This window comes from Streptomyces sp. NPDC037421, from assembly GCF_055602105.1.
Window position 1 is genome coordinate 303,177 of the sequence record NZ_JBVJWV010000003.1, and the last position, 24,710, is coordinate 327,886.

The following is a 24,710-nucleotide window of genomic DNA, read 5'->3' on the forward strand; positions in this document are numbered from 1 at the left end:
GCCCGCCGATCCACCAGGTGGCGGGCCCCGGACCCCCCTTCCGGGTGACACCCCTGCCGGGCTTCGGCCCGCGACGCGGGGTGCGGGCCCACGATCGCCAGCGGCCGTACCCGCACCGCCCGCCGATCGCGGGGCTCCGGACGCCTGGGAGATCACGTGCACGTCCTGCTCGTCGCGAGCGCCTTCAACAGCCTCACCCAACGGGTCCACGCCGAACTGCGGGACCACGGGCACAGCGTGGCGTTCGAGCTGGCCCTGCCCGGCACGGACCTCGCCGAGACCGTCCGCCGCCACCACCCGGACCTCGTCGTCGCGCCGATGCTGAAGACGGCCGTCCCGCGCGAGGTCTGGTCCGCGTACACCTGCCTGATCGTGCACCCCGGCCCCGTCGGCGACCGCGGCCCCTCCTCCCTGGACTGGGCCCTCACCGAGGACCGGACCCGATGGGGCGTCACCGTCCTGCAGGCCGACGAGGAGATGGACGCCGGCGACGTCTGGGCCGCCGCCGAATGCGCGCTCGCGCCCGTGGGCAAGAGCGACGCCTACCGCGGCGAGGTCGCCGACGCGGCCCTCGCCGCCGTCCTGCTCGCCGTCGAGCGCTTCGCCTCCGGCACCCACGTCCCGGCCCCGCAGGGCGCCGCCACCGCCCGCCCCTACCTGCGCCAGCCGCACCGCCGGATCGACTGGGACCACGACACCACCGACGCCGTCGTACGCGCCCTGCGCGCCGCCGACTCCCGGCCGGGCGTCCTCGACGACCTCCTCGGCGGCCAGTGGTTCCTGCACGGCGGCCACCCCGAGGACACCCTCCGCGGCGCCCCCGGGCAGCTGCTCGCCACCCGCGCCGGAGCCGTCTGCCGGGCCACCCGCGACGGCGCCGTCTGGATCCCCGAACTGCGCGCCAAACGCGCCGCCGGCGAGCCCGCCCCCGTCAAACTCCCCGCCGTCCTCGCCCTCGGGGACCGGCTGCCCGCCCTCCCCGAGATCCCCGCCCCGCCGGACGGACCCCCGCCCGGCACCCGCACCTGGACCGACATCGGCTACCGGGAACAGGGCGGGGCCGGCTTCCTGACCTTCTCCTTCCCCGGCGGCGCCATGAGCACCGGCCACTGCCGCCGCCTGCTCGCCGCCTACCGCGAGGCCTGCTCCCGCCCCACCTCCGTCCTCGTCCTGGGCGGCACCCGCGACTTCTTCTCCAACGGCATCCACCTCGGCGTCATCGAGGCGGCCGCCGACCCCGCCGCCGAGTCCCGGGCCAACATCACCGCCATGGACGACCTGGTCGAGGCGGTCCTGACCACCACCGACCGGCTCGTCGTCGCCGCCGTCGGAGGCAACGCCGCCGCCGGCGGGGCCATGCTCGCCCTCGCCGCCGACGAGGTCTGGTGCAGGTCCGGCGCCGTCCTGAACCCGCACTACCGGCTCATGGGGCTGTACGGATCCGAGTACTGGACCTACACCCTCCCCCGCCGGACCGGCACCGGCGTGGCCGAACGGCTCATGACCGACGCCCTGCCGCTCAGCGCCGCCGCCGCCCGCCGGCTCGGCCTGACCGACCGGACCCTCGACTGCGGCCCGCAGGAGTTCGCGGACGAGACCGCCCGCCTCGCGGTCCGCCTCGCGGCCGCGCCCGCCACCCAGTCCGCCATCGCCCGCAAGAAGGCCCGGCGCGACCGGGACGAGGCCGCCACCCCTCTCGCCGCCTACCGGGAGGCGGAGCTGGCCCGGATGCGGGAGACCTTCCGCGACCCGGCGGCGCCCTACCACGCGCTGCGCCGCGCCTTCGTGCGCAAGGAGCCGGCCGACCGGACCCCGCCGCACCTGGCGCGCGCCGTACCCGGCCGGCACACCGCGCCCCTGCCCGCGCGGCGGCCCCCCGTCACTGGACCGGCCCCCTCCGACAGGACGGCGGGGCCGCGGCCCTGCTAGCAAGAAGGGTGGGGCAGACACCCAGGCCCCGGCCCACCCCTCCCGCATCCCTCCCCAAGGAGCACCCCCCATGGATGCAGCAACGCCCAGCGCGGTAGAGGACCCCCCGATCCACATCCTCTGGATCAACGCCGGACTCAGCTGCGACGGCGACTCGGTGTCCCTGACCGCCGCGATGCAGCCCAGCATCGAGGAGATCGTCACGGGAGTGCTCCCCGGCCTGCCGAAGATCGCCGTGCACTGGCCGCTGATCGACTTCGAGTGCGGACCGGTCGGCGGCGCCGACACCTTCATCGAATGGTTCTTCAAGGGCGAGCGAGGGGAGATCGACCCCTTCGTCCTGGTCGTCGAGGGCTCGATCCCCAACGAGAAGATCAAGCCCGAGGGCTACTGGTGCGGGTTCGGCGACGACCCGGCGACCGGCCAGCCCATCACCACCAGCGAGTGGATCGACCGGCTCGCCCCCAAGGCCCTCGCCGTCGTCGCCATCGGCACCTGCGCCACGTACGGCGGCATCCACGCGATGGAGGGCAACCCCACCGGAGCCATGGGCGTCCCCGACTACCTGGGCTGGGACTGGAAGTCCAAGGCCGGCATCCCGATCGTGTGCGTCCCGGGCTGCCCCATCCAGCCGGACAACTTCTCCGAGACCCTCACCTACCTGCTCTACCAGGCGGCCGGATCCGCGCCGATGATCCCGCTGGACGACAAGCTGCGCCCGACGTGGCTGTTCGGCGCCACCGTCCACGAGGGCTGCGACCGGGCCGGCTACTACGAGCAGGGCGACTTCGCCCACACCTACGACTCGCCCAAGTGCCTGGTCAAACTCGGCTGCTGGGGGCCCGTCGTCAAGTGCAACGTCCCCAAGCGCGGCTGGATGAACGGCATCGGCGGCTGCCCGAACGTCGGCGGCATCTGCATCGCCTGCACCATGCCCGGCTTCCCCGACAAGTTCATGCCGTTCATGGACAAGCCGCCCGGCGCGACCCTGTCCACCAAGGCCAGCGGCGCCTACGGAGCCGTGATCCGCAGGCTCAGGGCGGTCACCACCCACACCGTGGACAAGGAGCCCAAGTGGCGCCAGAAGGGCCGGCAGCTGACCACCGGCTACCGCCCGCCCTGGTGACGGCGGCCCCGCGCCCGCTTCCCTCCGCTCCGCCGCGACGAACACCCAGCTCCCCCTCACAAGAAGGGCCACGGCAGACACGATGACACCGAAGACGAAGGCGGCCGGCGACGGCAGCGGGCTGGTCGAGATGGCCTGGGATCCGATCACCCGGATCGTGGGCAGCCTCGGCATCCACACGAAGATCGACTTCAAGCAGAAGCGGGTCGCGGAGTGCTACAGCACCTCGTCGGTCTTCCGCGGCTACAGCGTCTTCATGCGCGGCAAGGACCCCCGCGACGCGCACTTCATCACCAGCCGCATCTGCGGGATCTGCGGCGACAACCACGCCACCTGCTCGGTGTACGCGCAGAACATGGCCTATGGCGTGAAGCCGCCGCACCTCGGCGAGTGGATCATCAACCTCGGCGAATCCGCCGAGTACATGTTCGACCACAACATCTTCCAGGAGAACCTGGTCGGGGTCGACTACTGCGAGAAGATGGTCCGCGAGACCAACCCGGGCGTCCTCGAACTCGCCGAGCGCACCGAGTCCCCGCACGCCGCCGAGCACGGCTACCGCACCATCGCCGACATCATGCGCTCCCTCAACCCCATCGAGGGCGAGTTCTACCGCGAGGCCCTCCAGGTCAGCCGCTACACCCGGGAGATGTTCTGCCTGATGGAGGGCCGCCACGTGCACCCCTCCACGCTCTACCCGGGCGGTGTCGGCACCGTCGCCTCCGTCCAGCTCTTCACGGACTACATGAGCCGCCTCATGCGGTACGTCGAGTTCATGAAGCGGGTCGTCCCCCTCCACGACGACCTCTTCGACTTCTTCTACGAGGCCCTGCCCGGCTACGAGGAGGTCGGCCGCCGCCGTGTCCTCCTCGGCTGCTGGGGCGCCCTCAACGACCCCGAGTACTGCGACTTCACCTACGCCAACATGACCGACTGGGGACGGAAGATGTTCGTCACCCCGGGCGTGATCGTGGACGGCAAGCTGGTCACCAACGACCTCACGGAGATCAACCTCGGCATCCGGATCCTGCTCGGCAGCTCGTACTACGACGACTGGGAGGGCCAGGAGCAGTTCGTCACCCACGACCCCCTCGGCAACCCCGTCGACCCCCGCCACCCCTGGAACCAGCACACCATCCCCGCCCCGCAGAAGCGCGCCTTCGACGACAAGTACAGCTGGGTGATGTCCCCCCGCTGGTTCGACGGCAAGGACCACCTCGCCCTCGACACCGGCGGCGGCCCCATCGCCAGGCTCTGGTCCACCGCCCTGTCCGGACTGGTCGACGTCGGCTACGTCAAGGCCACCGGACACAGCGTGGTCATCAACCTGCCGCGCACCATGACCAAGCCGGAGACCACCTTCGAGTGGCGGATCCCGAAGTGGAGCAACGCCCTGGAGCGCAACCGCGCCCGCACCTACTTCCAGGCGTACGCGGCCGGCATCGCACTGCACTGCGCCGAGAAGGGTCTCGCCGAGGTCCGCGCCGGACGCAGCCAGACCTGGGAGAAGTTCGAGGTGCCGGACGAGTCCATCGGCTGCGGCTTCACCGAGGCGGTGCGCGGCGTCCTCTCGCACCACATGGTCATCCGCGACGGGAAGATCGCCAACTACCACCCCTACCCGCCGACCCCCTGGAACGCCAGCGTCCGCGACAGCTACGGAACCCCCGGACCCTACGAGGACGCGGTCCAGAACACCCCGATCTTCGAGGAGAACCCCCCGGAGAACTTCAAGGGCATCGACATCATGCGGGCCGTCCGCAGCTTCGACCCCTGTCTGCCCTGCGGCGTCCACATGTACGTCGGCGGCGGCAAGACCGTGAAGTCCATGCACGTACCCACCGGCCTGAGCGGACTGGGCGGATGAGCGCCGTGACCGCGGACGGCCTCCAGGCCGGCCGCCGGATCGAAGAGGTCCTGGACCGGCTCGCCGCCACCGGCGACCGGCAGACCCACGAGGCCGCCGAGGAACTGGTCCGCGTGCTCATGGACTTCTACGGAGCCGGCCTCGGCCGGATCGTGGAGCGGCTCACCGCGCTCGCACCCGGCGCCGACCCGCTGGCCGCGCTCCTGGAGGACGAGCTCACGGCGAGCCTGCTGACCCTGCACGACCTCCACCCCGAGGACGTCCACACCCGGATCGCGCGCGCCCTGGACTCCCTGCCCGAAGCCGAACTCGCCGGGTACGACGAGAGCGACGGCACCCTGCGGCTGCGCTCCGTCCCCGACGCCGGCTGCGGCTGCGGCAGCGGCGCCGAGGACACCCTGCGGCGCATCGAGGACGTCGTGGCCGCCTTCGCCCCCGAGGTCACCGCCGTGGAACTGGCAGCCGCCGCCCCGGCGCCCCCGCTGCTCCAGATCACCACCCGGCCCCCGGCCCCGGCGCGGGTCCCGTGACCCCCGGCCCCCGGCGGACCGCCGCCGCACCCGGCCTGCGGCGCTTCACCCGGCCCCGCGCCCCCCGCCCCGAGACCTGCGAACTGTGCGGCACGGCGGTGGCCCGGGACGGCCACCGCCACCTGGTGGAGCCCGACAAACGCTCCCTGGTCTGCGCCTGCACCCCCTGCGCCCTGCTCTTCGACCGGCCCGGCGCCGGCGCGGGCCGCTTCCGCACCGTCCCCGACCGCTACCTGAGCGACCCCGGCCACGGCTGGGACGACGAAGCCTGGGATCTCCTCCAGATCCCCGTCGGCGTCGCCTTCTTCTTCCGCAACGCCGCCCTCGACCGGCTCGTCGCCCTGTACCCCAGCCCGGCCGGAGCCACCGAGAGCGAACTCGACCCCGACACCTGGCAGCGCGTCCTCGGCGCCGGCCCGCTCGCCGCCCTCCTCGAACCCGACGTCGAGGCACTGCTGCTGCGCCGCACGCCCGGCAGCACCGCCTGCTACCTCGTCCCCATCGACATCTGCTACGAACTGGTGGGCCGCATGAGACTGCTGTGGCAGGGCTTCGACGGCGGCGCGGAAGCCCGCGCCGCCCTCGACACCTTCTTCGGCGAGGTCGAACGGCGCGCCGTACCCATCGCCCGGCAGCCCGCCGCGGCACCGGCCGGGGAGCCGCGGCCATGACCGACCTCACCTTCACCTGCACCGGGGTCCGCACCGACCCCTACGCGGCCGGCCCCACCCTCCTGCTGCGGCTGCGCGTCGCCGCCCCCTGCGCCACCCGCGTCCACGCCCTCGCCCTGCGCTGCCAGCTGCGCATCGAACCGGCCCGCCGCGGCTACGGCCCCGGCGAGGCCGCCGCGCTCCAGGACCTGTTCGGCGAGCGCTCCCGCTGGGGCACCACCCTCCAGCCCGTCCAGTTCGCCCAGGTCGCCGTCATGGTCCCGAGCTTCACCGGGGAGACCGAGACCGAGGTGCCCGTGCCCTGCACCTACGACATGGACATCGCCGCCACCCGCTACTTCGACGCCCTGGAGGACGGCGACGTACCGCTGCTGATGCTGTTCTCCGGCACGGCCTTCACCGGTTCCGGCGGCTTCCGCGTGGAACCCGTCCCCTGGGACCGCGAAGCCTCGTACCGGATGCCCGTGTCCGTGTGGCGGGAGATGATCGAACAGCACTTCCCCGGCTGCGGATGGCTGCGGCTGCCCCGCGACACCATGGACGAGCTCCTCGCCTTCCGCTCGCGGCACGCCCTCGCCTCCTGGGAGTCGACCGTACGCACCCTGCTGGACGCCGCGGCGACCCCGAGGACCCCCGCCGCCGCCGGCCCGGAGCCGCTCCGGGCCGCCGCACTGCTCGACCGGCTGGCCGGGAGGACCGCCCCGTGACCACCACCTCCCCGCCGGACACCCGCTTCGCGGCCGCCCGGCAGCTGGCCGACGCCGTCCTCTTCGAGGGGTACGTGCTGTACCCCTACCGGGCCTCCGCCGCCAAGAACCGGATGCGCTGGCAGTTCGGCGTCCTGGTGCCGCCCGCCTGGGGCCCCGCGCACGGCGAGCACTCCTTCCAGCGGACCGAGCTGGTGATGGAGCCCAGGGGCGAGGCCGTCCTCCACCTCGAACTGCGCTTCCTGCGGGCGTGGCGGCGCACCGTCGAAGAGGCCCTCGGGGACGGCTCGTTCACGGCCGTGCCCGAACTGCACCTGCCCGACCGGGTCCTCGTCCCCTGGGACGAGGGGACCGAGGAACAGGCCGAGCTGACCGTGCCCGTCGCCGAGCTGGCCGCGGGCGAGGTGACCCTGCCCCTGGTCCGCCCCGCCCGCGAGGACACCGAACCCGTCCTCGGCACCGACGGCCGCGAACGCGGCCGGCTGGTCCGGCGCGCCGAGCGGATCGACGCCGAGGTCCGGCTGCGCGCCGAGGAACTCGACGTGCCCTACCGGGCGCTGAAACTCACCGCCGTCGTCGAGAACACCGGTACGTGGACCCCTGAGCCCGGCGCCGGCCGCGACAGCGCCCTGCCCCGCTCCCTGGTCGCCGCCCACCTCCTGCTGGGCCTCAGCCAGGGCTCCTTCCTGTCCATGACCGACCCGCCCGAATGGGCCCGGCCCGCCGTCCGCGGCTGCGACAACCGGCACACCTGGCCCGTCCTCGCCGGCGGGGACGGCCGCGCCGACGTGGTCCTGTCCTCCCCGATCATCCTGGAGGACCACGCCGCGATCGCGCCCGAGAGCGCCGGCGCCATGTACGACGCCCTGGAGATCGACGAGATCCTCGCCCTGCGCACCGCCGCCCTCACCGACCAGGAGAAACGCGAGGCCCGCGGCACCGACCCCCGGGCCGCCGCCGTCGTCGACCTCGCGGAGTCCATGCCGCCCGAGGTACTGGAACGCCTGCACGGCGCCGTCCGCGCCCTGCGCGAGATCAACGGCCCGGGACGGGCCGCGGTACCCGAGGACGTGTTCACCCCGGACACCCCCTGGTGGGACCCGGCCCACGGGGCCGCCGCCGAACCGGCCCCGGAGCGGATCACCGTCGACGGACGCTCCGTCGGCCCCGGCAGCCGCGTCCTGCTGCGACCGGGCCTGCGCCGCACCGACGCCCAGGACCTGTTCCTGCGGGGCAGCGCCGCACGCGTCGAGGCGGTCCTCCACGACGTCGACGGCGGAGTGCACCTCGCCGTCACCGTCGACGGCGACCCCGGCGCCGACATCCGCCGGGAACAGGGCCGCTTCCTGTACTTCCAGCCCGACGAGGTCACCCCGCTGGAGGACGAGTGAACGGCCGGACCCTGGTCGCCGGCATCGGCAACGTCTTCCTCGGCGACGACGGCTTCGGCGTCGAGACGGTCCGCGCCCTGGCCGCGCAGCCGCTGCCCGACGGAGTGGAGGCGGTCGACTTCGGCGTGCGCGGCGTCCACCTCGCCTACCAGCTCCTCGACGGCTACGACACCCTCGTCCTCGTCGACGCGACCGCCCGGGGCGCCGCACCCGGCACCCTCCACCTCATCGAGGCCGACGGAACCGGACCCATCGCCCCCGGGAGCGCGGTGCTCGACGGGCACGACATGTCCCCCGACACGGTCCTCGCCCTCCTCGACACCCTCTGCGCCGGCACCGGCGCCACCCCGCCCCGGCGCACCCTCGTCGTCGGCTGCGAACCCGCCACCGTCGAGGAGGGCATCGGCCTGAGCCCGCCCGTGGCCGCGGCCGTACCCCACGCCGTACGCATGGTCCAGGAACTGCTCCCGAGGAGAACCCCATGAAGAAGGCCATCGCGTTCACCATGGCCGCCGTCTTCGGTGCCGTGCTGGTGACCATGCTCCCCGACCTCAAGCGCTACCTGCGCATCAGCCGCATGTGACCGCCGGGTCCCCGCCGCCCGAATGGCGTACGGGTACCCGGTGCGTCGGCGCGCCCGTCCGCCGGGCACCCGCCCCGCCGGTCTAATGAGGCCCGGCAGGACGGAGTCCGATGCACGAGATGTCGATCGCCATGGCCGTCGTGGACCAGGTGGCGGAGGCGGCCCAGGCCGGAGCGGCACGCTCCGTGAGCCGCGTGGAGCTTGAGATCGGGGAACTGGCCGGTGTCGTCCCCGACGCACTGGCCTTCTCCTTCGGACTCGCCTGCACCGCGACGCCCCTGGAAGGCGCCGAGCTCGTCACGCACCGCGTGGCGGCCCGTGCCCGCTGTGCGTCCTGCACGGGGGAGTGGGCCGTCGGCATGCCCCCCGACCTGCGCTGCCCCGGCTGCGGGAAGGCCACCGCCGTGGAGCTCCTGACGGGGCGCGAACTGCGGATCCTCCGCGTGGTCTGGGAAGACGCCCTCGAACCGATCCCCGAGGAGGCCTGAGCCGTGTGCCGAGTGGTCGACCTGCGACAGGCGGTGCTCGCCAAGAACGACGGGGCCGCGCTGGCCCTGCGTGACGAACTCACCGCCCGCGGAACGGCGGTGGTCAACCTGCTCTCCAGCCCGGGCAGCGGGAAGACGGCCCTGCTGGAACGCGAACTGACCCTCGCCCGGGAGCGGGGCGTCCCCGTGGCCGCGCTGACGGCCGACCTGGCGACCGAGAACGACGCGCTGCGGCTGGCCCGTTCGGGCGCGCCGGTCAAACAGGTCCTCACCGACGGCCTCTGCCACCTGGAGGCCCACATGCTGGGCCGCCACCTCGACGGCTGGCTCCCCGAGGACACCCGGCTGCTCTTCGTCGAGAACGTCGGCAACCTGGTCTGCCCCGCCTCGTACGACCTCGGGGAGTCCCTCCGCGTGGTGCTCGCCTCGGTGACGGAGGGCGAGGACAAGCCGCTGAAGTACCCGACGGCGTTCGGGCTGGCCCAGCTGGTGCTGATCACCAAGACGGACATCGCGGAGGCCGTCGACTTCGACGAGGACGCCTTCCGCGCGAACGTGCAACGGGTCAACCCCGGCGTGGAGGTGCTCCGCACCTCGGCCCGCTCGGGCGAAGGCACGGGCCTCCTCCTGACCCACGCCCTCCGCACCGCCGAAGGCACCCGCCCCCACACCCCGGTGATGTCCCACCAGCTCCCGCCCCACGCCCATGCCCACGGACCGGGCTCCGACCACGACCACGACCACGGTCCGGGCCGCACCCACGGCCCCGGGCACTCCCACGCCCCCGCCGCCGGGCACACGCACGGTCCGGGCCACACCCGCCCCGGCCCCGGCCACGCCCCCGGGCACACCCACGGCCCCGGGCACGTCCACGGCCCCGGCGCCGGGTACGTCCACGACGACCACACCCCGGACCGGGCCGCCGAGGCGGAGGAACCCCGCTGATGGACGCGGCCGCGGAACGCCGCCGCGTCACCGTCCGCGGCGTGGTGCAGGGCGTCGGCTTCCGCCCCTACGTGTACACCCGCGCCACCGGACTCGGCCTCGCCGGCCACGTCACCAACACCGCCGACGGCGTCGTCGCCGAGGTCGAGGGCGCCCCCGCCGCGGTCGCCGCGTTCTGCGAACGCCTCGCCGCCGACGCCCCGCCACTGGCCGTCGTCGACACCGTCGACCACCACACCCTGCCCCCCGCCGGCGGCGCCGGATTCACCATCATCCCCTCCCGCTCCGGCGGCCCCGCCCGCACCCTCGTGTCCCCGGACGTCGCCACCTGCGCCGACTGCCTGGCCGAACTCACCGACCCGGCCGACCGCCGCCACCGCCACCCGTTCATCACCTGCACCCACTGCGGGCCCCGCTTCACCATCGTCACCGGACTCCCGTACGACCGGGCCCACACCACCATGGCCCGCTTCCCGATGTGCCCCGACTGCGCCCGCGAGTACGCCGACCCCGCCGACCGGCGCTTCCACGCCCAGCCCGTGGCCTGCCCGGCCTGCGGGCCCCGGCTGCGTCTGCTCACCGGGGCGCCGCCCCGCGAGAGCACCGCCGCCGACCCCGTCGCCGAGGCCCGCCGGCTCCTCGCCGAAGGGATGGTCCTCGCCGTCAAGGGCCTCGGCGGCTACCACCTCGCCTGCGACGCCACCCGCCCCGCGGCCGTCGGCGAACTGCGCCGCCGCAAGGCCCGCGGGGACAAGCCCTTCGCCCTGATGGCCCGCTCCCTCGCCGACGTCGAAGACCTCGCGGAGGCCGGCCCGGCCGAGCGGGCCCTGCTCACCGGACCCGAGCGGCCCATCGTGCTGCTGCGCCGCCGCCCCGCGTCCGCGGCCGCCCTCGCCGCCGAAGTCGCCCCGCGCAGCCCCGACCTCGGCGTGATGCTCCCGTACACCCCCGTGCACCACCTGCTGCTGGGCCTGCCCGGAGACCCGCCCGGGCCGCGCCTGCTCGTGATGACCAGCGGCAACCTCTCCGGGGAGCCCATCGTCACCGATGACGCCGAGGCCCTGGAGCGCCTCGGCCACCTCGCCGACGCCTGGCTCACCCACGACCGCCCCATCCACGTGCCCTGCGACGACTCCGTGGTGCGCGTCTGCGACGGCGAGCCGCTGACCGTACGCCGCTCCCGGGGCCACGCCCCGCTGCCGGTCGCACTGCCGTTGCCCGTGCCGGCGACCCTCGCCGCCGGGGGCGACCTGAAGAACGCCTTCTGCCTCGGCGAGGGCCGCAAGGCCTGGCTGTCCGCGCACATCGGCGACATGGACGACCTGGCCACCCAGACCGCCTTCGAACGCGCCGAGCGGCAGCTGGAGTCCATCACGGGAGTGGCGCCCGCCCTGTTCGCAGCCGACCGCCACCCCGGCTACCGCTCCACGGCCTGGGCCGTCCGGCACGCGGGCGCCCGCCCCCTGGTCCGGGTCCAGCACCACCACGCGCACATCGCCTCCGCCATGGCCGAACACGGCCTGGACGGCGGGCGGCGCGTGATCGGGATCGCCTTCGACGGCACCGGCTACGGCGACGACGGCGCGGTCTGGGGCGGCGAGGTGCTGCTCGCCGACTACACCGGCCACACCCGCTTCGCGCACCTCGCGTACGTCCCCCTCCCCGGCGGCGACGCCGCCGTGCGGCGCCCCTACCGGATGGCCCTGGCCCACCTGTGGGCCGCCGGCCTCGGCCGGACCCCGGACCTGCCCGCGGTGGCGGCCTGCCCGCCCGGCGAACTGCCCGTACTGGAACGCCAGCTGGAGCGGGGCCTGAACTGCGTGCCCACCTCCAGCATGGGGCGCCTCTTCGACGCCGTCTCCTCCCTGGCCGGCGTCTGCCACCTCGCCGGGTACGAGGCGCAGGCCGCCGTCGAGCTGGAGGCGGCCGCCCTCGCCGCCCCCTCGGCAGACCCGCATCCCGGCTACCGGTTCACCCTGCGCCCCCCGCCGCCCGGCTCCCCGGGCCCGTACACCGCCGACCCGGCGCCCGTCCTGGCCGCCGTCGCCGCCGACGTACGCGCGGGCACCGCTCCGGGGCCGATCGCGGCCCGCTTCCACGCCTCGGTCGCCGCCCTCGTCGCGGACACCTGCCTCGCCGCCCGCGAAACGCACGGCCTCGACACCGTCGCCCTGACCGGCGGGGTCATGGCGAACACCCTGCTCTCCGGCAGCTGTTCACGGCTGCTGCGGGAGCACGGCTTCACCGTACTGCGCCAGCACCGGGTCCCCCCGAACGACGGGGGACTGGCCCTCGGCCAGCTCATGGTGGCGGCGGCCACGGCCGCCGGCGCCACGGAACAACCACAGCAAGGAGGGGCCCATGTGCCTGGCGGTACCCGGCAGAGTGATTGACATCGGGGAGCGGGACGGCACCCGCATGGCCACCGTCGACTTCGGCGGCGTGGTCAAGGACGTGTGCCTGGAATACCTGCCGGACCTGAGGGTCGGCGAGTACGCCATCGTCCACGTCGGCTTCGCCCTCCAGCGCCTGGACGAGGAGTCCGCGCTCAAGACCCTGGAGCTCTTCGCCGAACTCGGCATGCTCCAAGAGGAGTTCGGCGACCCCTGGGAGCAGGCCGCGCAAGCGGGCGGCGCCCTGGAGCCGGGCACCCCCGACCCCGAAGACGTCCCGCGGGAGGCGGCGCAGCAGTGAAGTACATCGAGGAGTTCCAGGACCCCGGCCTCGCCCGCCGGCTGCTCGACGACATCCACGCCACCGTCACCCGCCCCTGGGCGCTGATGGAGGTCTGCGGCGGCCAGACCCACACCATCATCCGGCACGGCATCGACCAGCTCCTCCCCGAGCAGGTGGAGCTGATCCACGGGCCCGGCTGCCCCGTGTGCGTGACCCCGCTCGAAGTCATCGACAAGGCCTTGGAGATCGCCTCCCGCCCCGGCGTGATCTTCTGCTCCTTCGGCGACATGCTCCGCGTGCCCGGGACGGGCCGCGACCTCTTCCAGGTGCGCGGCGAGGGCGGCGACGTACGCGTCGTCTACTCCCCGCTCGACGCCCTGCGCATCGCCCGGCAGAACCCGGACCGCCAGGTGGTCTTCTTCGGCATCGGCTTCGAGACCACCGCACCGCCCAACGCCATGACGGTGTACCAGGCCAAGAAGCACGGCATCACCAACTTCAGCCTGCTCGTCTCCCACGTCCGGGTCCCCCCGGCCATCGAGGCGATCATGAACTCGTCGAGCTGCCGGGTCCAGGCCTTCCTCGCCGCCGGGCACGTGTGCAGCGTCATGGGCACCGCCGAGTACCCCGAACTGGCCGCCCGCCACCGCGTCCCCATCGTGGTCACCGGATTCGAGCCGCTCGACATCCTGGAGGGCGTACGCCGGGCCGTGCGGCAGCTGGAGCGCGGCGAGCACACCGTCGACAACGCCTACGCGCGCGCCGTCCGCCCCGAGGGCAACCCGGCCGCCCTCGCCATGCTGGAGGACGTCTTCGAGGTCACCGACCGCGCCTGGCGGGGCATCGGCGTCATCCCCGCCAGCGGCTGGCGGCTCTCGGCCCGCTACCGGGAATTCGACGCCGAACACCGCTTCTCGGTGACCGGAATCGACACCCGCGAGCCGGCCGCCTGCCGCAGCGGCGAGGTCCTCCAGGGCCTGATCAAGCCGCACGAGTGCGAGGCCTTCGGCACGGCCTGCACCCCGCGCACCCCGCTCGGCGCCACCATGGTCTCCAGCGAGGGCGCGTGCGCCGCGTACTACCTCTACCGGCGCCTGGAGATCCCGACCGCCAAGACGGCACCGCTGGAGGCGACCCCCGTTGTCTGACACCGCACTGGACGTCTCCGGCTGGACCTGTCCGGCCCCCCTGCGCGACCACCCCCGCGTGGTGATGGGCCACGGCGGCGGCGGCGCGCTCTCCGCCGAACTCGTCCGGCACGTCTTCGCCCCCGCCTTCGGCGGCGAGGTGCTCGCACAGCTCGGCGACTCCGCGACCCTGACCCTGGGCGGCGCCCGGCTGGCCTTCTCCACCGACTCGTACGTGGTGCGCCCGCTGTTCTTCCCCGGCGGCAGCATCGGCGACCTCGCCGTCAACGGCACCGTCAACGACCTCGCCATGAGCGGGGCCCAAGCCGCCTACCTGTCCTGCGGGTTCATCCTGGAGGAGGGCGTCGAGACCGCCACGGTGGCCCGCATCGCCGAAGCCCTCGGCGCGGCCGCGCGCGCGGCGGGCGTGGAGGTGGCCACCGGGGACACCAAGGTCGTCGAAGTGGGCCACGGCGACGGCGTGTACATCAACACCTCCGGCATCGGCCTCGTCCCCGACGGCGTGGACCTGCGCCCGCAGCGGGTCGTACCGGGCGACGTGGTCATCGTCAGCGGGGACATCGGGCTGCACGGGGTGGCCATCATGAGCGTCCGCGAGGGCCTCGGCTTCGAGGCGGACATCGTCAGCGACTGCGCGCCCCTGGGCGGCCTCGTGCAGTCGATGCTCGCCGTCACCCCCGACCTGCACGTGCTGCGCGACCCCACCCGGGGCGGCCTGGCCGCCGCCCTCAACGAGATCGCGGCCGCCTCCGGCACCGGGGTGGTCGTCCAGGAGGGCCGGGTGCCGGTCCCCGAGGCCGTGGGCAACGCCTGCGCGATCCTCGGCCTCGACCCGTTCTACGTGGCCAACGAGGGCAAGCTCGTGGCGTTCGTCCCCCGCGAGCACGCCGACGCCGTCCTCGACGCCATGCGGGCCCACCCGCTGGGCCGGCGGGCGGCGGTGATCGGCGAGGCGGTCGAGGACCACCCCGGCCTCGTAGTGGCCCGCACCGGCCTCGGCGGCACGCGCGTGGTCGACCTGCCGATCGGGGAGCAGCTGCCGAGGATCTGCTGACGCCGGCCCGCCCGGGACTCCCGGGGCGGGTGCGGCGGGGTCAGGGCAGCTCGGGGATGAACGGCAGGTAGTCCTCCGGGCCGTCCCACGGCACCACCGCGTAGCTCGCCTCGGGCAGTTCGTTCCACACGCCGGGGAGGTCTCCGAGCGGCTCGGAGACCACCAGCCGCGTCTCGTCGGACACGGCGCGCAGGTACGGCAGCTCCGGGTACAGCTGGCGCACCGTCTCGGCCCGGCTGCTGTAGTACAGCGAACGGGACCTGCCCTGGCTGGAGTAGCGGAAGGCCCACACGCGCTCGCCCTCGCTGACCGCCACCGTCATCTGGAGCGGGTCCGCGACCCCGTGCTCCTTGCCGAGCCGTTCCACCAGGCCCGCCATCCGGGCGACCGCGCCGGGCGGGTCCTGGTCGAGGCCGAAGGTCACGGCAAGGTAGAACATCACCTCGGAGTCCGTCGAACCCTCGATGCAGGGGAACAGCGCCGGGTCCACGGCCATGCACAGGTCGCGCTGGAGCCGGTGGAAGTCGGTGATCGAACCGTTGTGCATCCACAGCCAGCGGCCGTGCCGGAAGGGATGGCAGTTGGTCTGCTGGATCGCCGAACCCGTGGAGGCGCGGACGTGCGCGAAGAACAGCGGGGAGCGGACGTGCGAAGCCAGCTCCCGCAGGTTCCGGTTGTTCCAGGCCGGACCGATGTCCCGGAACACCGCGGGGGTGCCGTCCCCGTCGGCGCTGTACCAGCCGATGCCGAAGCCGTCCCCGTTGGTGGACTCGACGCCCATCCGCGCGTGCAGGCTCTGGTCGATCAGCGAGTGTTCCGGCTGGTACAGGACGGCGTCGAGGAGCATGGGCGAGCCGGAGTAGGCGAGCCATCGACACATGTGCACCATCCCTCTCGTGCGCCACTCCGTCCGAGCCTAACGCGCCACGCGATCGCACGGCCTGCCGTTGCGCCGGGCGGGTGGCATCCCCCGAGTCGGCCGCCGCACCGCCGCGCGCGGACGCGGGATGCCGCGAACCTGTCCCTGCCAACGAGGGAAGGGGGAGGCGGATGAGGTACAGGGTGCTGGAGTTCCTCCTGTGGTGGGCGGCGCTGACGGGCGTCACACTGCTCGCGATCACCACCCTGGACCCCGTGGAGGTGCTCGTGGCGGCGGCCGGCGCGGCCGGGGCCGCCTGGGTGGCGGGCCTGCTGCGCCGAGCGGCCGGAGTACGGGTGCGCGGCACCGCCGGAGCCGCGCGCGCCGTTCTGGCACTGCCCCTCGGAGCCCTCAGGGGCCTGGTCACCCTCGTCCGGCTCCCGGCCGCCGGCCCCGGGGCCCGCCGCGGCCGGATCCGCACCGTGCGGCTGCGCGAGGGCGCCGACCCGGGATGGGCCGGGGTGCTGCTGGGCTGGTCCGCCGACACCTGCGTCGTCGGCCTGCCCGAGGGGGACCCGCCCGAGGGGCGCCCGAGCGCCGTCGTGCACACCTTCGCGGCCGCCCCCGGCGGGCCGGAGCGCGCGCTCGGCCGCCGAGGGGACGCGCGGTGAGCCCCGTACCGGCCGCCACCTGGTCGGCGGCCGCCCTCGTGCTGCTCGCCGCCGTCTGGCCGGTCTGCCTGTGGGCGGCGGCCCGGGGCAGCGCGGTACGCCGCCTGGCCGGACTGTGCCTGGCGGGCACCGCCACCGGAGCGCTCCTCCTGCTCCTGCCCATGGCCTACGGCCGCTCCTCGTACCAGGACCTCGCGCTCGTCTTCGCGGTGCTCGCCCCGGCCGGGGTGCTGGTCTTCACCCGGATCGCCGGATCCCGCCCGCCCGACGGGGACGGCTGAGATGGCCGGGCCGGGAATCGCGCACCTCGCCGCCCACGTCCTGCTGTGGGCCGGAGTGGGCTGCTTCCTCGTGTCCGCGGCGGCCCTGCCGTTCCTGCCCGGGGGCCTCGCCCGGCTGCACGCCCTGGCCCCGGCGGGCGGCCTCGGCGTCCCGCTGATCGCCTGCGCCGCGGCCCTGGAACAGGGCATCGGCCGGGCCGCCGGCAAGACCCTCCTCATCGGACTGCTCCTCGCCGCCGGATCCACCGTCAGCACCATCGCCGTCGCCAGGGCCACCGCCGGCGAGGACGAGGAGCACACCCGGCATGGATGACGCCCTGACCGCCACCGCCCTGCTCCTCGTGGTCGCCGCCGCCACCCTCGCCGTCCTCTGCCGCGAGCCCGTACGGCAGGCCGTGGTGCTCGCCGTACTGGGCCTCGCACTGACCCTGCTGTTCGTCGTGCTCCAGGCACCGGACGTGGCGCTGTCCCAACTGGCCGTCGGCACGGCGCTCACCCCGCTGCTCGTCCTGCTCACGGCCCGCAAGGTCCGCCGCCCGCCCGCCGGGCGGCGCGAACCGGAGGAGCGGCCGTGAAGGCACGGGCCCGGGGCGCCCTCCTCGGCGGCGGCGCCGCCGTGCTCGCCGCGTTCTTCGCCGCGGCCTGCCTGGACCTGCCCGCCTTCGGCACCGACCGCCACCCCTACGGCGACCGCGCCGTCGCCGCCGCCCTCGCCCACCGCACGGCCAACGCGGTCTCCGCCGTGAACTTCGACCTCCGGGCCCTCGACACCCTCGGTGAGCAGTCGATCCTCTTCGTCACCGTCCTCGGCTCCACCCTGCTGCTGCGGCTCGCCCGTGACGAACACCGCGAACCGCCGCGCACCGAACGCGCCCTGCCCACCACCCGGCTCTTCGGAGCCGTCCTGCTGCCCGTCGCGCTGGTCACCGGCGTGTACGTGGTGGCACACGGGCAGCTCACCCCCGGCGGCGGCTTCCAGGGCGGAGTCGTCCTCGCCACCGCCCTCCACCTCGCGTACCTGGCGGCCGACTACCGGGTCCTCGAACGGGTCCGGCCGCTCGCCGCCCTCGACGCCGCGGACGCCCTCGCCGCCCTGTCCTTCACCGCGCTGGGCCTGGCCGGCCTGGCGGCGGGCGGAGCCTTCCTGGAGAACGTACTCCCCCTCGGCACCTTCAACACGATCACCTCGGGCGGGACGGTCCCGCTCCTCAACCTCGCGGTGGGCATCGAGGTCGGCTCGGGGCTGATCGTGCTGCTCGCCCACTTCCTCGACCAGGCCGTCGAGATCACCGAACCGGGCGGCGGACGGCCCGGCCGCCCGGCCGCCCCCGACCCGCAGGAGGAAGCGCGCTGATGGGCGTCCTGCCGTTCCTGGCCGCCGGATGGGTGCTCCTGATCGCCCTGTACGGCCTGGTCACCAGCCGCAACCTCATCCACGCCGTCGGCTGCCTCGCCGTCGCCCAGTCCTCCACCTACCTGATGCTGCTCGGCGTCGGATACCGGCGCGGGGCCACCGCTCCCGTCTTCGGAGACCTCCGGCCCGGCAGCCGGCCCGTCGTCGACCCCGTCGTCCAGGCCCTGACCCTCACCGACATCGTCGTCGGCGCCACCGTCACCGCCCTGCTCCTCGCCCTCACCATCCAACTGCGCAAACGCCACGGCACCGTCGACCCGCAGGCGCTCACCGCGCTCCGGGGCTGAGGCATGCCGTCCGCCCAGGCCCTCCTCCCGCTCGCCGTGGCCGTCCCGCTCACGGGCGCCGCCCTGCTGGCCGTGGCCGGCCGCCGGCTGCCCAGGCTCGGCTGCGACGTGCTCGCCACCGCGACCGCCGCCGCCTGCCTCGGCGCTCTCGTGCTGCTGTGGCCGCACGCCGGGCACCGGGCGAGCGTCCGGCTCGGCGCGGTTCCCGCGCCCGTCGGGATCGTCCTGACGGCGGACCCCCTCGGCGCCGGCCTGGCGCTGCTCGCCGCCGTGCTCGTCCTGGCCGTCATCGTGTACTCCTGGCGTTACTTCGACGAGCCGTCCGGGGACCGGGCCGGGACCTTCCCCGCCCTGATCCTGCTCTTCGAGGCCGGCATGACCGGCTTCGCCCTCACCGCCGACCTGTTCAACGCCTTCGTCTTCTTCGAGCTGATGAGCGTGGCCGCGTACGCCCTCACCGGCTACCGCATCGAGGACCCGCGCCCGCTCCAGGGCGCCCTCACCTTCGGCATCGTCACCTCCTTCGCCGCCTACGGCTGCCTCCTGGGCATCGCCCTGCTGTACGCCCGCACCGGCGAGCTGAACCTCGCCCGGCTCGGCGAGCGGCTCGCGGGCGAGCGGGCCGACGCCCTCACCGTCGTCGCCTTCGTCCTCGTGACCACCGCCTTCCTGGTGAAGGCCGCCGCCGCGCCCTTCCACTTCTGGCTGCCCGACGCGCACGCCGTCGCACCGACCCCGGTGTGCATGCTGATGTCCGGGGTGATGGTCGAGCTGGGCGTGTACGGGGCCGCGCGCGTCTACTGGACCGTCTTCGCCGGCCCCGGCGGCATCCCGCACGACGCATTCCGCACCACCCTCGTCACCGTCGGGGTGGCCACCGCCCTGCTGGGCGCGCTCATGTGCTGGCCGCAGCGGCACCTCAAGCGGATGCTGGCCTTCTCCACCGTCAGCCACGTCGGACTGTTCCTCATCGGCGTCGCCCTGCTCACCCCGGCCGGCACCGGCGCCACCGCCGTGTACGTCGCCGGGCACGGCTGCGCGAAGGCGGCCCTGTTCGCGCTGAGCGGGGTGCTCCTCGACCAGTACGGCTCGGTGGACGAGCACGGCCTCCACGGCAAGGCCCGCGCCCACCGCGCCCTCGGCGTGCTCTTCGCCCTCGGAGCCCTCGCCCTGGCCGGCCTGCCGCCCTTCGGCGCGGGCCTCGGCAAGGCCCTCGGCGAGGAGGCGGCGGGCCATGCGCTGACCCCGGTCTTCCTCGTCACCTCGGCCGTCACGGGCGCCACCCTGCTGCGGGCCGCCGCCCGGATCTTCCTGGGCGCGGGCCCGCCCCCGCGCCCGGGCCCGCGCGACGCCGAGACCACGGGGGAGGGGGAGGAACCGGAGGTCCGTACCGCCCAGCGCTCCCCGCACCCGCCCATGGTGGCCGTACCGGCCGTCCTGCTGCTCCTCGGCCTGCTCGTCGGCGTCGTCCCGGCCGTCGCCGAGAGCCTGGGCCACGGGGCGCGGCTCTTCACCGACCCGGCCGGATACGCCGCCGCGGCGGGCGGCACCGGCCGGACGGCCGCGGCGGCGGAGGAACCCCTCGCCATGGAATGGACCCCGGCCGGCATCGCTCTCGGCCTGGCCTCCGCGGCCCTCGCCTGCCTGCTCGCCGCCACCGCCGTACGCGGCCCCGGCGGGGCCCCGCGCAGGGCCGCGGCCGCCCTGCTGCTCCCGCTGCGCCGGCTGCACTCGGGGCTGCTCGGCGACTACCTGGCCTGGCTGGCGGTGGGCATGGCCGCGCTCCTGGTCGCCCTCGCCGTACAGCTGTAGGGCGAGGGACACTCCCTAGAGCCGCTCCTCCATCCGGATCGCCGACTCCAGGTCCTCGTGGGCCTCGCTCTCCTTGCCCTCCCGCTCCTCCAGAAGGGCCCCGGCGATCGCGTCGAGCTTGCGCTGGATGGCGTGCTCGGCGCGCCGCTCGGAGTTCTTCAGCAGGGCCAGCAGCAACAGGGCCACCGCGCCGATCGAGTCGCCCGCCAGGTGCTGCCATTCCGTGGGCAGACCCAGGACGTGGACGACGACGAAACAGGCCACCAGGGCCACGCACAAGGCGGAGAAGACGGCGGAACTGGTGAAATTGGAGGCGAGCTCGGCCAGCCGCTCGAAGCGGCCGGCCCGCCCGCCGTCCTCGCCCTTCTTCGCCGGATGACGGAAGACCATGCCGGACGCCTGCCCGCCACGGGCCGCCGCACACCTCCCGGCCGGTCCCCGGCGCGGCCGCCTACCGGCCGCCGCCGGAGTCGTCCGGCCAGCCGTACCCGGTGCGCGGCGCCTGCGGTACGGCGCCCAGCGCGGCCAGGTCCTTGTCGGCGGCCCGGCTCAGCTGACCGGCCAGGTCCCGCATCGCCCGGCTCGCCGCCAGCTCGTCACCGATCGCGGGGACCTCCACGTCCTGCGGGTTGCACCGCGCCCGGCCCCGGCCGACCAGCGTGTCCTTGCCGGTCTCCAGTACCGCCCGGGCCTTGGTCGTACCGTCCTCCTCGATGAGGTAGACGCCGACCTTCCATTCCTCGGCGTGTGACATGGCGTGCCTCCTGACCTCCCGGAGCCTCCTGCTACCAGGATCCCCCCGCCCGGGCCGGCGCGGCCACGGCAGGGCCGGCACCGCGTTCACCAGGACACGTACAGCTCCTCCGGCGACCGGTGGATCAGGGTGGGACGCATCCGCGGCGGCCGCTGCCCGTCCAGCCGCAGCCCCGGCAGGCGGCGGACGAACAGGTCGAGGGTCAGTCGCAGCTGCTCGCGGGCCAGCCGGGAGCCGGGGCAGCCGTGGGGCCCGTACCCGAAGGCCAGGTGGGGGTGCCCGGCGGCCCCACGGCCGATGTCGAACTCGTCGGCGCGCTCGTGGCGCCGCTCGTCGCGGTTCGCCGACCCGTACGCCACCAGCACGGTCGCCCCGGCCGGCAGCCTGGTCCCGGCCAGCGTCACCGGCCGGGTGGTCCTGCGCCGGAAGGCCTGTACGGCCGCGTCGTGGCGTGCGGCCTCCTCCACCGCCGCCGGGACCAAGGACGGGTCGTCGCGGAGCATCCGCCACTGCCGCCGGTCGCCGAGCAGGTGCATCAGGGCGGTGGCGATGAGCGCGCTGGTGGTGAGGAAGCCGGCGATGAGCAGGTTCTGCAGGTTCGCCACCAGTTCGTGGCGCTGCTCGACGCTCAGCTCACCGGTTCCCGGGGCCAGGGCCGCGACCATGGCCGAGCAGAGGTCGTCCCGGGGCCGCTCGCGCCGCGCGCGCACGTATCCGTCCAGCAGCCGCTGCAGGGCGACCACGTCCTCGGCGGCCGCCACCTGTTCCTGCGCCGACAGCGGCCGGAACAGCAGCTCCTCCGCCCGGTAGCCGCCGTGCACGGCGGCCGGCACGTCCGCCGGGTCCAGCCCGATCAGCCGCCCGATCACCCGCCCCGGCAACTGCCGGGCGTACGCCCCCACCAGCTCGGCCGGCCCGTGCGCGGGCAGGCCGTCCACCAGCTCCCGCGCGCAGCCGCGGGCGTGCGGGAGCAGCGCCGCCACCCGGGCGGAGGACAGCCCCCGGTTGAGCGGGGCCCGGTGCCGGCGGTGGGCGGCGCCGTCCGAGGAGACGACGGTGGGCCGGGGCCCGAACCCGCCCGCCAGCACCCCGAGCACGGCGTCCGGGAGCGCGACGTCGGGGGTCAGGGCGTTCACCGAGGAGAAGTCCTCCGCGCGCAGCAGCACCTCCCGTACGTCCCGGTCGCGCGCCACCAGCCAGGCGTCGAACGCGGGCAGGTACGTCAGCCCCTCGGTCCGGCGGGCCCGGGCGTACAGCGGGTACGGGTCGCGGTACAGGTCGTCGCGCCAGTCGTGTCCCGGCGTCCGCTCGGGCAGGGTGGTCACACGGACCTCCCGTGGGGCGAGGGGGCCAGGCGCGCCGGGGCCGGGCCGTCCGGACGGACCGTGATGCCGTACGCGGCCCCGGTGGGGACGGAGTCGAACACCGGCACGTGGCGGGGCAGCAGCAGCTCCAGCAGGGCGGTCGACTCGCGCAGGGCGAACTGCGTGCCGAGGCAGGCCCGGGGGCCCATGCCGAAGGGCAGGTAGGCGCCCTGCCGGGAGGGCCGGCCGCCCGGGGCGGTGAACCGCCCCGGGTCGAAGCGCCCGGGGTCCGGCCACAGCTCCGGGTCGCGGTGCGTCAGGTACGGGCAGACCAGCAGGTCCGCCCCCGCCGGGACGGCGTGGCCGGCGATGGTGTCGGCCACGGCCGCGTGCCGGGGCAGGATCCAGGCCGACGGGTAGAGCCGCAGCGTCTCGCTGACCAGCGCCTGCACGGCCTCCCGGCGCTCCGGCGAGCCTTCCGGGCCGGCGGCGAGGGCCTCCTCGCGGGCCGAGGGGTGGCGGTCGAGGAGCAGGTACAGCCAGGTCAGGGTGGTGGCGGTGGTCTCGTGCCCGGCGACGAGCAGCGTGACGAGCTCGTCGCGCAGCAGCCGGTCCGTGTACTGCGGGTACGTGTCGGAGGCCTCCACCAGCACCTGGAGCAGCCCCGGCCCCTCCGGCCCCGCCTCCCGGTCCCGGGCGGCGGCCACGGCCTGCCGGGCGACCGCGTCGATCCGGGCGAGGTCGGCGGCCACCGAACCCCGGGCCTCGACCTCGTCGGCGGGCAGGCTCGGCAGCGCCGCCACCACGGCCGCGACGGAGGTGAGTTCCAGCGCGGTGCCGTCGTCCAGGGGGTGGCCGGTGAGCGCGCGCCAGATGGTGTCCAGGGCGAAGCGGCGCATCTCCTCGCCGACGTCGAAGACCTCCCCGCCGCGCGCGTACCCGGCCCAGCGCTCCGCCGTGGTGCGGGCCGCCGCGGCGATCCGCCGCTCGTAGCGGCGCATGCCCGTACCGGTGAACTGCGACTGGAGCAGCCTCCGCTGGCGTTTCCACGCGTCACCGGTCGCGGCGAGCAGCCCGTCGCCGATCAGCAGGCGGGCCCGGTGGGAGCGCTTGACGTACCCGTCGGGGTTGCGGGCCAGTACGTGCTGCACGGCCTCCGGCCCGGTGACCAGCACGGTGGGTTCCGGCCCGATCCGGACGGCGGCGAGGCCGCCGAGCCGTTCGCGCGCCAGGCCCAGCAGCTCGATCAGCTCGCCCCCGCCGGCCCGCCACCGCTCGACGTCGGCGGCGTCGAGCTCGGGCACCGGCAGGCCCCCTCCGGAAGCCTCCCCCCGGGCGGGCTGCCCGGTAACGGCGTGTGTGGCCAAGGCTGTTCTCCTGTCCGGCAGAGGTCGGGCAGCACGGACTGTACGCGGGCCCGCGCCCACGTACGAGGGCGCCTTGAGCCGACATCGCGTGGTGAACACGCCGTCGGCGAACCAGGGTTGCCGATGATGAGCGTTTGCGATCATTTCCGGACGGATCCGAGGCCCTCCTTGAAATCACGCGTCCTGGTGTCCGCCGTCGCCGTGCTGTGCGGGGTGGCCCTCGGGTTCGTCCCGCCGCTCCTCGCCACCGGTGGCGGGGCGATCGGGCACGCGGTGCACGTCCTGCTGTCCGCCGGCTGGGTGTGGGCGGCGTTCGCCTTCGCCGTCGGCGCCGCGCGGAGATCGAGGACGGAGTCCGTGGTCCTCGCCACGGTGTCGCTCTTCGCGGGCGTGGTGGCCTACTACCTCACGAAGTCCGCGCACAACGGGATGCGGGGCCTGGACCTGGGAGGATCGGACCCCCGGCAGCTCTCGGAGTCCTTCAACCACTCCGGCCTGCTGGTGTGGGGCATCGCGGCCGGGCTCCTGGGGCCCGTGCTGGGGCTGATGGGCAGCCTGGCCCGGGAGCGCGGGCCGCGGGGTCTTCCCTTCCGGCTGCTGCTCCCGGCGATGGCCTTCGTGGAGACCACCATGCGGCTGCGGGTCGAGGCCGCGTCCCGGGAACCCGTGGTGGGGCTGACGTGGAACCTGGTGCGCTGGGCGGCGGTGGCCGCGGCCGCCGTGTTCGCCGCGACCGCCGCGGCCGCCGGGGGGGGGTTGCGGCGGCGGGTTTCCGGGTGAGGCTCCCGGGGGGAACAACCCCGGGAGGCATTGCCGTTTCAAAAGCCGGTGACAAAGCCCCTTCCC

At 74.6% G+C, this 24,710-nt stretch carries 28 protein-coding genes; 23 read left to right on the forward strand and 5 right to left on the reverse strand.

What is annotated here, in order from left to right:
- The first annotated feature begins 156 nt into the window (after nucleotides 1-156).
- From ACZ7IF_RS06805 to hypE, 15 genes are all read left to right on the forward strand, one after another.
- Nucleotides 157-1,929, forward strand: a complete 1,773-nt coding sequence (locus ACZ7IF_RS06805) for an enoyl-CoA hydratase-related protein (RefSeq protein ID WP_470964178.1) — start codon at nucleotides 157-159, stop codon at nucleotides 1,927-1,929.
- Nucleotides 1,930-1,999: 70 nt separating this feature from the next.
- Nucleotides 2,000-3,055: an NADH-quinone oxidoreductase subunit B family protein gene (locus ACZ7IF_RS06810; protein ID WP_470964181.1), complete on the forward strand. Its 1,056-nt coding sequence runs from the start codon at nucleotides 2,000-2,002 to the stop codon at nucleotides 3,053-3,055.
- Nucleotides 3,056-3,137: 82 nt separating this feature from the next.
- A complete protein-coding gene (locus ACZ7IF_RS06815) occupies nucleotides 3,138-4,922 on the forward strand; it encodes a nickel-dependent hydrogenase large subunit (RefSeq protein WP_470964184.1) in 1,785 nt (594 codons plus the stop codon).
- A complete protein-coding gene (locus ACZ7IF_RS06820; RefSeq protein ID WP_470964187.1) occupies nucleotides 4,919-5,452 on the forward strand; it encodes a hypothetical protein in 534 nt (177 codons plus the stop codon). Before ACZ7IF_RS06815 ends, ACZ7IF_RS06820 begins: the two co-directional genes overlap by 4 nt.
- Entirely contained in the window at nucleotides 5,449-6,123 is a 675-nt protein-coding gene (locus ACZ7IF_RS06825) for a DUF5947 family protein (RefSeq protein ID WP_470964191.1), read from the forward strand. Before ACZ7IF_RS06820 ends, ACZ7IF_RS06825 begins: the two co-directional genes overlap by 4 nt.
- The gene (locus ACZ7IF_RS06830) at nucleotides 6,120-6,830 is read left to right on the forward strand and encodes a DUF6084 family protein (RefSeq protein ID WP_470964194.1); all 711 of its coding nucleotides are present in this window, start codon (nucleotides 6,120-6,122) and stop codon (nucleotides 6,828-6,830) included. Before ACZ7IF_RS06825 ends, ACZ7IF_RS06830 begins: the two co-directional genes overlap by 4 nt.
- A complete protein-coding gene (locus tag ACZ7IF_RS06835; protein ID WP_470964197.1) occupies nucleotides 6,827-8,221 on the forward strand; it encodes a hypothetical protein in 1,395 nt (464 codons plus the stop codon). The genes ACZ7IF_RS06830 and ACZ7IF_RS06835 overlap by 4 nt, the downstream gene beginning before the upstream one ends.
- The gene (locus ACZ7IF_RS06840) at nucleotides 8,218-8,706 is read left to right on the forward strand and encodes a hydrogenase maturation protease (RefSeq protein ID WP_470964200.1); all 489 of its coding nucleotides are present in this window, start codon (nucleotides 8,218-8,220) and stop codon (nucleotides 8,704-8,706) included. The genes ACZ7IF_RS06835 and ACZ7IF_RS06840 overlap by 4 nt, the downstream gene beginning before the upstream one ends.
- A complete protein-coding gene (locus ACZ7IF_RS06845; protein ID WP_470964203.1) occupies nucleotides 8,703-8,804 on the forward strand; it encodes a DUF6893 family small protein in 102 nt (33 codons plus the stop codon). The genes ACZ7IF_RS06840 and ACZ7IF_RS06845 overlap by 4 nt, the downstream gene beginning before the upstream one ends.
- Nucleotides 8,805-8,914: 110 nt before the next feature.
- A complete protein-coding gene (locus tag ACZ7IF_RS06850; RefSeq protein WP_470964206.1) occupies nucleotides 8,915-9,292 on the forward strand; it encodes a hydrogenase maturation nickel metallochaperone HypA/HybF in 378 nt (125 codons plus the stop codon).
- A 3-nt stretch (nucleotides 9,293-9,295) separates the two neighbouring features.
- Nucleotides 9,296-10,237 carry a hydrogenase nickel incorporation protein HypB gene (gene hypB / locus ACZ7IF_RS06855; RefSeq protein ID WP_470964209.1) on the forward strand — a complete coding sequence of 314 codons (942 nt, stop codon included), beginning with the start codon at nucleotides 9,296-9,298 and terminating at the stop codon, nucleotides 10,235-10,237.
- Complete coding sequence (gene hypF / locus ACZ7IF_RS06860; RefSeq protein ID WP_470964213.1) at nucleotides 10,237-12,630, forward strand: carbamoyltransferase HypF; 2,394 nt, start codon at nucleotides 10,237-10,239, stop codon at nucleotides 12,628-12,630. The genes hypB and hypF overlap by 1 nt, the downstream gene beginning before the upstream one ends.
- The gene (locus ACZ7IF_RS06865; RefSeq protein WP_470964216.1) at nucleotides 12,599-12,931 is read left to right on the forward strand and encodes a HypC/HybG/HupF family hydrogenase formation chaperone; all 333 of its coding nucleotides are present in this window, start codon (nucleotides 12,599-12,601) and stop codon (nucleotides 12,929-12,931) included. The genes hypF and ACZ7IF_RS06865 overlap by 32 nt, the downstream gene beginning before the upstream one ends.
- Nucleotides 12,928-14,061 (forward strand): hydrogenase formation protein HypD, encoded by a 1,134-nt coding sequence (gene hypD / locus ACZ7IF_RS06870; protein ID WP_470964219.1) that lies wholly within the window; start codon nucleotides 12,928-12,930, stop codon nucleotides 14,059-14,061. Before ACZ7IF_RS06865 ends, hypD begins: the two co-directional genes overlap by 4 nt.
- Complete coding sequence (gene hypE / locus ACZ7IF_RS06875; protein WP_470964222.1) at nucleotides 14,054-15,115, forward strand: hydrogenase expression/formation protein HypE; 1,062 nt, start codon at nucleotides 14,054-14,056, stop codon at nucleotides 15,113-15,115. The genes hypD and hypE overlap by 8 nt, the downstream gene beginning before the upstream one ends.
- A gap of 40 nt (nucleotides 15,116-15,155) precedes the next feature.
- On the opposite strand, the gene ACZ7IF_RS06880 is transcribed toward hypE, so the two are convergent.
- Nucleotides 15,156-15,995 (reverse strand): class II glutamine amidotransferase, encoded by an 840-nt coding sequence (locus ACZ7IF_RS06880; protein ID WP_470964225.1) that lies wholly within the window; start codon nucleotides 15,993-15,995, stop codon nucleotides 15,156-15,158.
- A 170-nt stretch (nucleotides 15,996-16,165) separates the two neighbouring features.
- Here ACZ7IF_RS06880 and ACZ7IF_RS06885 point away from each other — a divergent pair, with 170 nt between their 5' ends.
- The 7 genes from ACZ7IF_RS06885 to ACZ7IF_RS06915 are packed head-to-tail and all read left to right on the forward strand — an operon-like array spanning nucleotide 16,166 to nucleotide 20,439.
- Nucleotides 16,166-16,645, forward strand: coding sequence for a hypothetical protein (locus tag ACZ7IF_RS06885; protein ID WP_470964228.1), 480 nt, complete (start codon nucleotides 16,166-16,168; stop codon nucleotides 16,643-16,645).
- On the forward strand, nucleotides 16,642-16,926 hold the full coding sequence (locus tag ACZ7IF_RS06890; protein ID WP_470964231.1) for a monovalent cation/H+ antiporter complex subunit F: 285 nt from the start codon (nucleotides 16,642-16,644) through the stop codon (nucleotides 16,924-16,926). The genes ACZ7IF_RS06885 and ACZ7IF_RS06890 overlap by 4 nt, the downstream gene beginning before the upstream one ends.
- A gap of 1 nt (nucleotide 16,927) precedes the next feature.
- On the forward strand, nucleotides 16,928-17,239 hold the full coding sequence (locus tag ACZ7IF_RS06895; protein WP_470964234.1) for a monovalent cation/H(+) antiporter subunit G: 312 nt from the start codon (nucleotides 16,928-16,930) through the stop codon (nucleotides 17,237-17,239).
- The gene (locus ACZ7IF_RS06900) at nucleotides 17,232-17,501 is read left to right on the forward strand and encodes a Na(+)/H(+) antiporter subunit B (protein WP_470964237.1); all 270 of its coding nucleotides are present in this window, start codon (nucleotides 17,232-17,234) and stop codon (nucleotides 17,499-17,501) included. Before ACZ7IF_RS06895 ends, ACZ7IF_RS06900 begins: the two co-directional genes overlap by 8 nt.
- Nucleotides 17,498-18,280 (forward strand): MnhB domain-containing protein, encoded by a 783-nt coding sequence (locus ACZ7IF_RS06905; RefSeq protein WP_470964240.1) that lies wholly within the window; start codon nucleotides 17,498-17,500, stop codon nucleotides 18,278-18,280. Before ACZ7IF_RS06900 ends, ACZ7IF_RS06905 begins: the two co-directional genes overlap by 4 nt.
- Nucleotides 18,280-18,627: a sodium:proton antiporter gene (locus ACZ7IF_RS06910; protein WP_470964243.1), complete on the forward strand. Its 348-nt coding sequence runs from the start codon at nucleotides 18,280-18,282 to the stop codon at nucleotides 18,625-18,627. The genes ACZ7IF_RS06905 and ACZ7IF_RS06910 overlap by 1 nt, the downstream gene beginning before the upstream one ends.
- Before the next feature lie 3 nt (nucleotides 18,628-18,630).
- The gene (locus tag ACZ7IF_RS06915) at nucleotides 18,631-20,439 is read left to right on the forward strand and encodes a complex I subunit 5 family protein (RefSeq protein WP_470964246.1); all 1,809 of its coding nucleotides are present in this window, start codon (nucleotides 18,631-18,633) and stop codon (nucleotides 20,437-20,439) included.
- 15 nt (nucleotides 20,440-20,454) lie between these two features.
- Here the strand turns inward: ACZ7IF_RS06915 and ACZ7IF_RS06920 are convergent, their stop codons facing one another.
- The 4 genes from ACZ7IF_RS06920 to ACZ7IF_RS06935 form a co-directional block, all read right to left on the reverse strand.
- Nucleotides 20,455-20,829, reverse strand: coding sequence for a hypothetical protein (locus ACZ7IF_RS06920; protein ID WP_470964249.1), 375 nt, complete (start codon nucleotides 20,827-20,829; stop codon nucleotides 20,455-20,457).
- A gap of 61 nt (nucleotides 20,830-20,890) precedes the next feature.
- Nucleotides 20,891-21,193: a DUF1876 domain-containing protein gene (locus ACZ7IF_RS06925; RefSeq protein ID WP_362464027.1), complete on the reverse strand. Its 303-nt coding sequence runs from the start codon at nucleotides 21,191-21,193 to the stop codon at nucleotides 20,891-20,893.
- A gap of 86 nt (nucleotides 21,194-21,279) precedes the next feature.
- The gene (locus tag ACZ7IF_RS06930) at nucleotides 21,280-22,518 is read right to left on the reverse strand and encodes a cytochrome P450 (protein ID WP_470964252.1); all 1,239 of its coding nucleotides are present in this window, start codon (nucleotides 22,516-22,518) and stop codon (nucleotides 21,280-21,282) included.
- Nucleotides 22,515-23,801, reverse strand: a complete 1,287-nt coding sequence (locus ACZ7IF_RS06935) for a cytochrome P450 (RefSeq protein ID WP_470964255.1) — start codon at nucleotides 23,799-23,801, stop codon at nucleotides 22,515-22,517. Before ACZ7IF_RS06935 ends, ACZ7IF_RS06930 begins: the two co-directional genes overlap by 4 nt.
- A gap of 231 nt (nucleotides 23,802-24,032) precedes the next feature.
- On the opposite strand from ACZ7IF_RS06935, the gene ACZ7IF_RS06940 reads away from it, so the two are divergent.
- On the forward strand, nucleotides 24,033-24,644 hold the full coding sequence (locus tag ACZ7IF_RS06940; RefSeq protein WP_470964258.1) for a DUF6518 family protein: 612 nt from the start codon (nucleotides 24,033-24,035) through the stop codon (nucleotides 24,642-24,644).
- The last annotated feature ends 66 nt before the right edge of the window (nucleotides 24,645-24,710 follow it).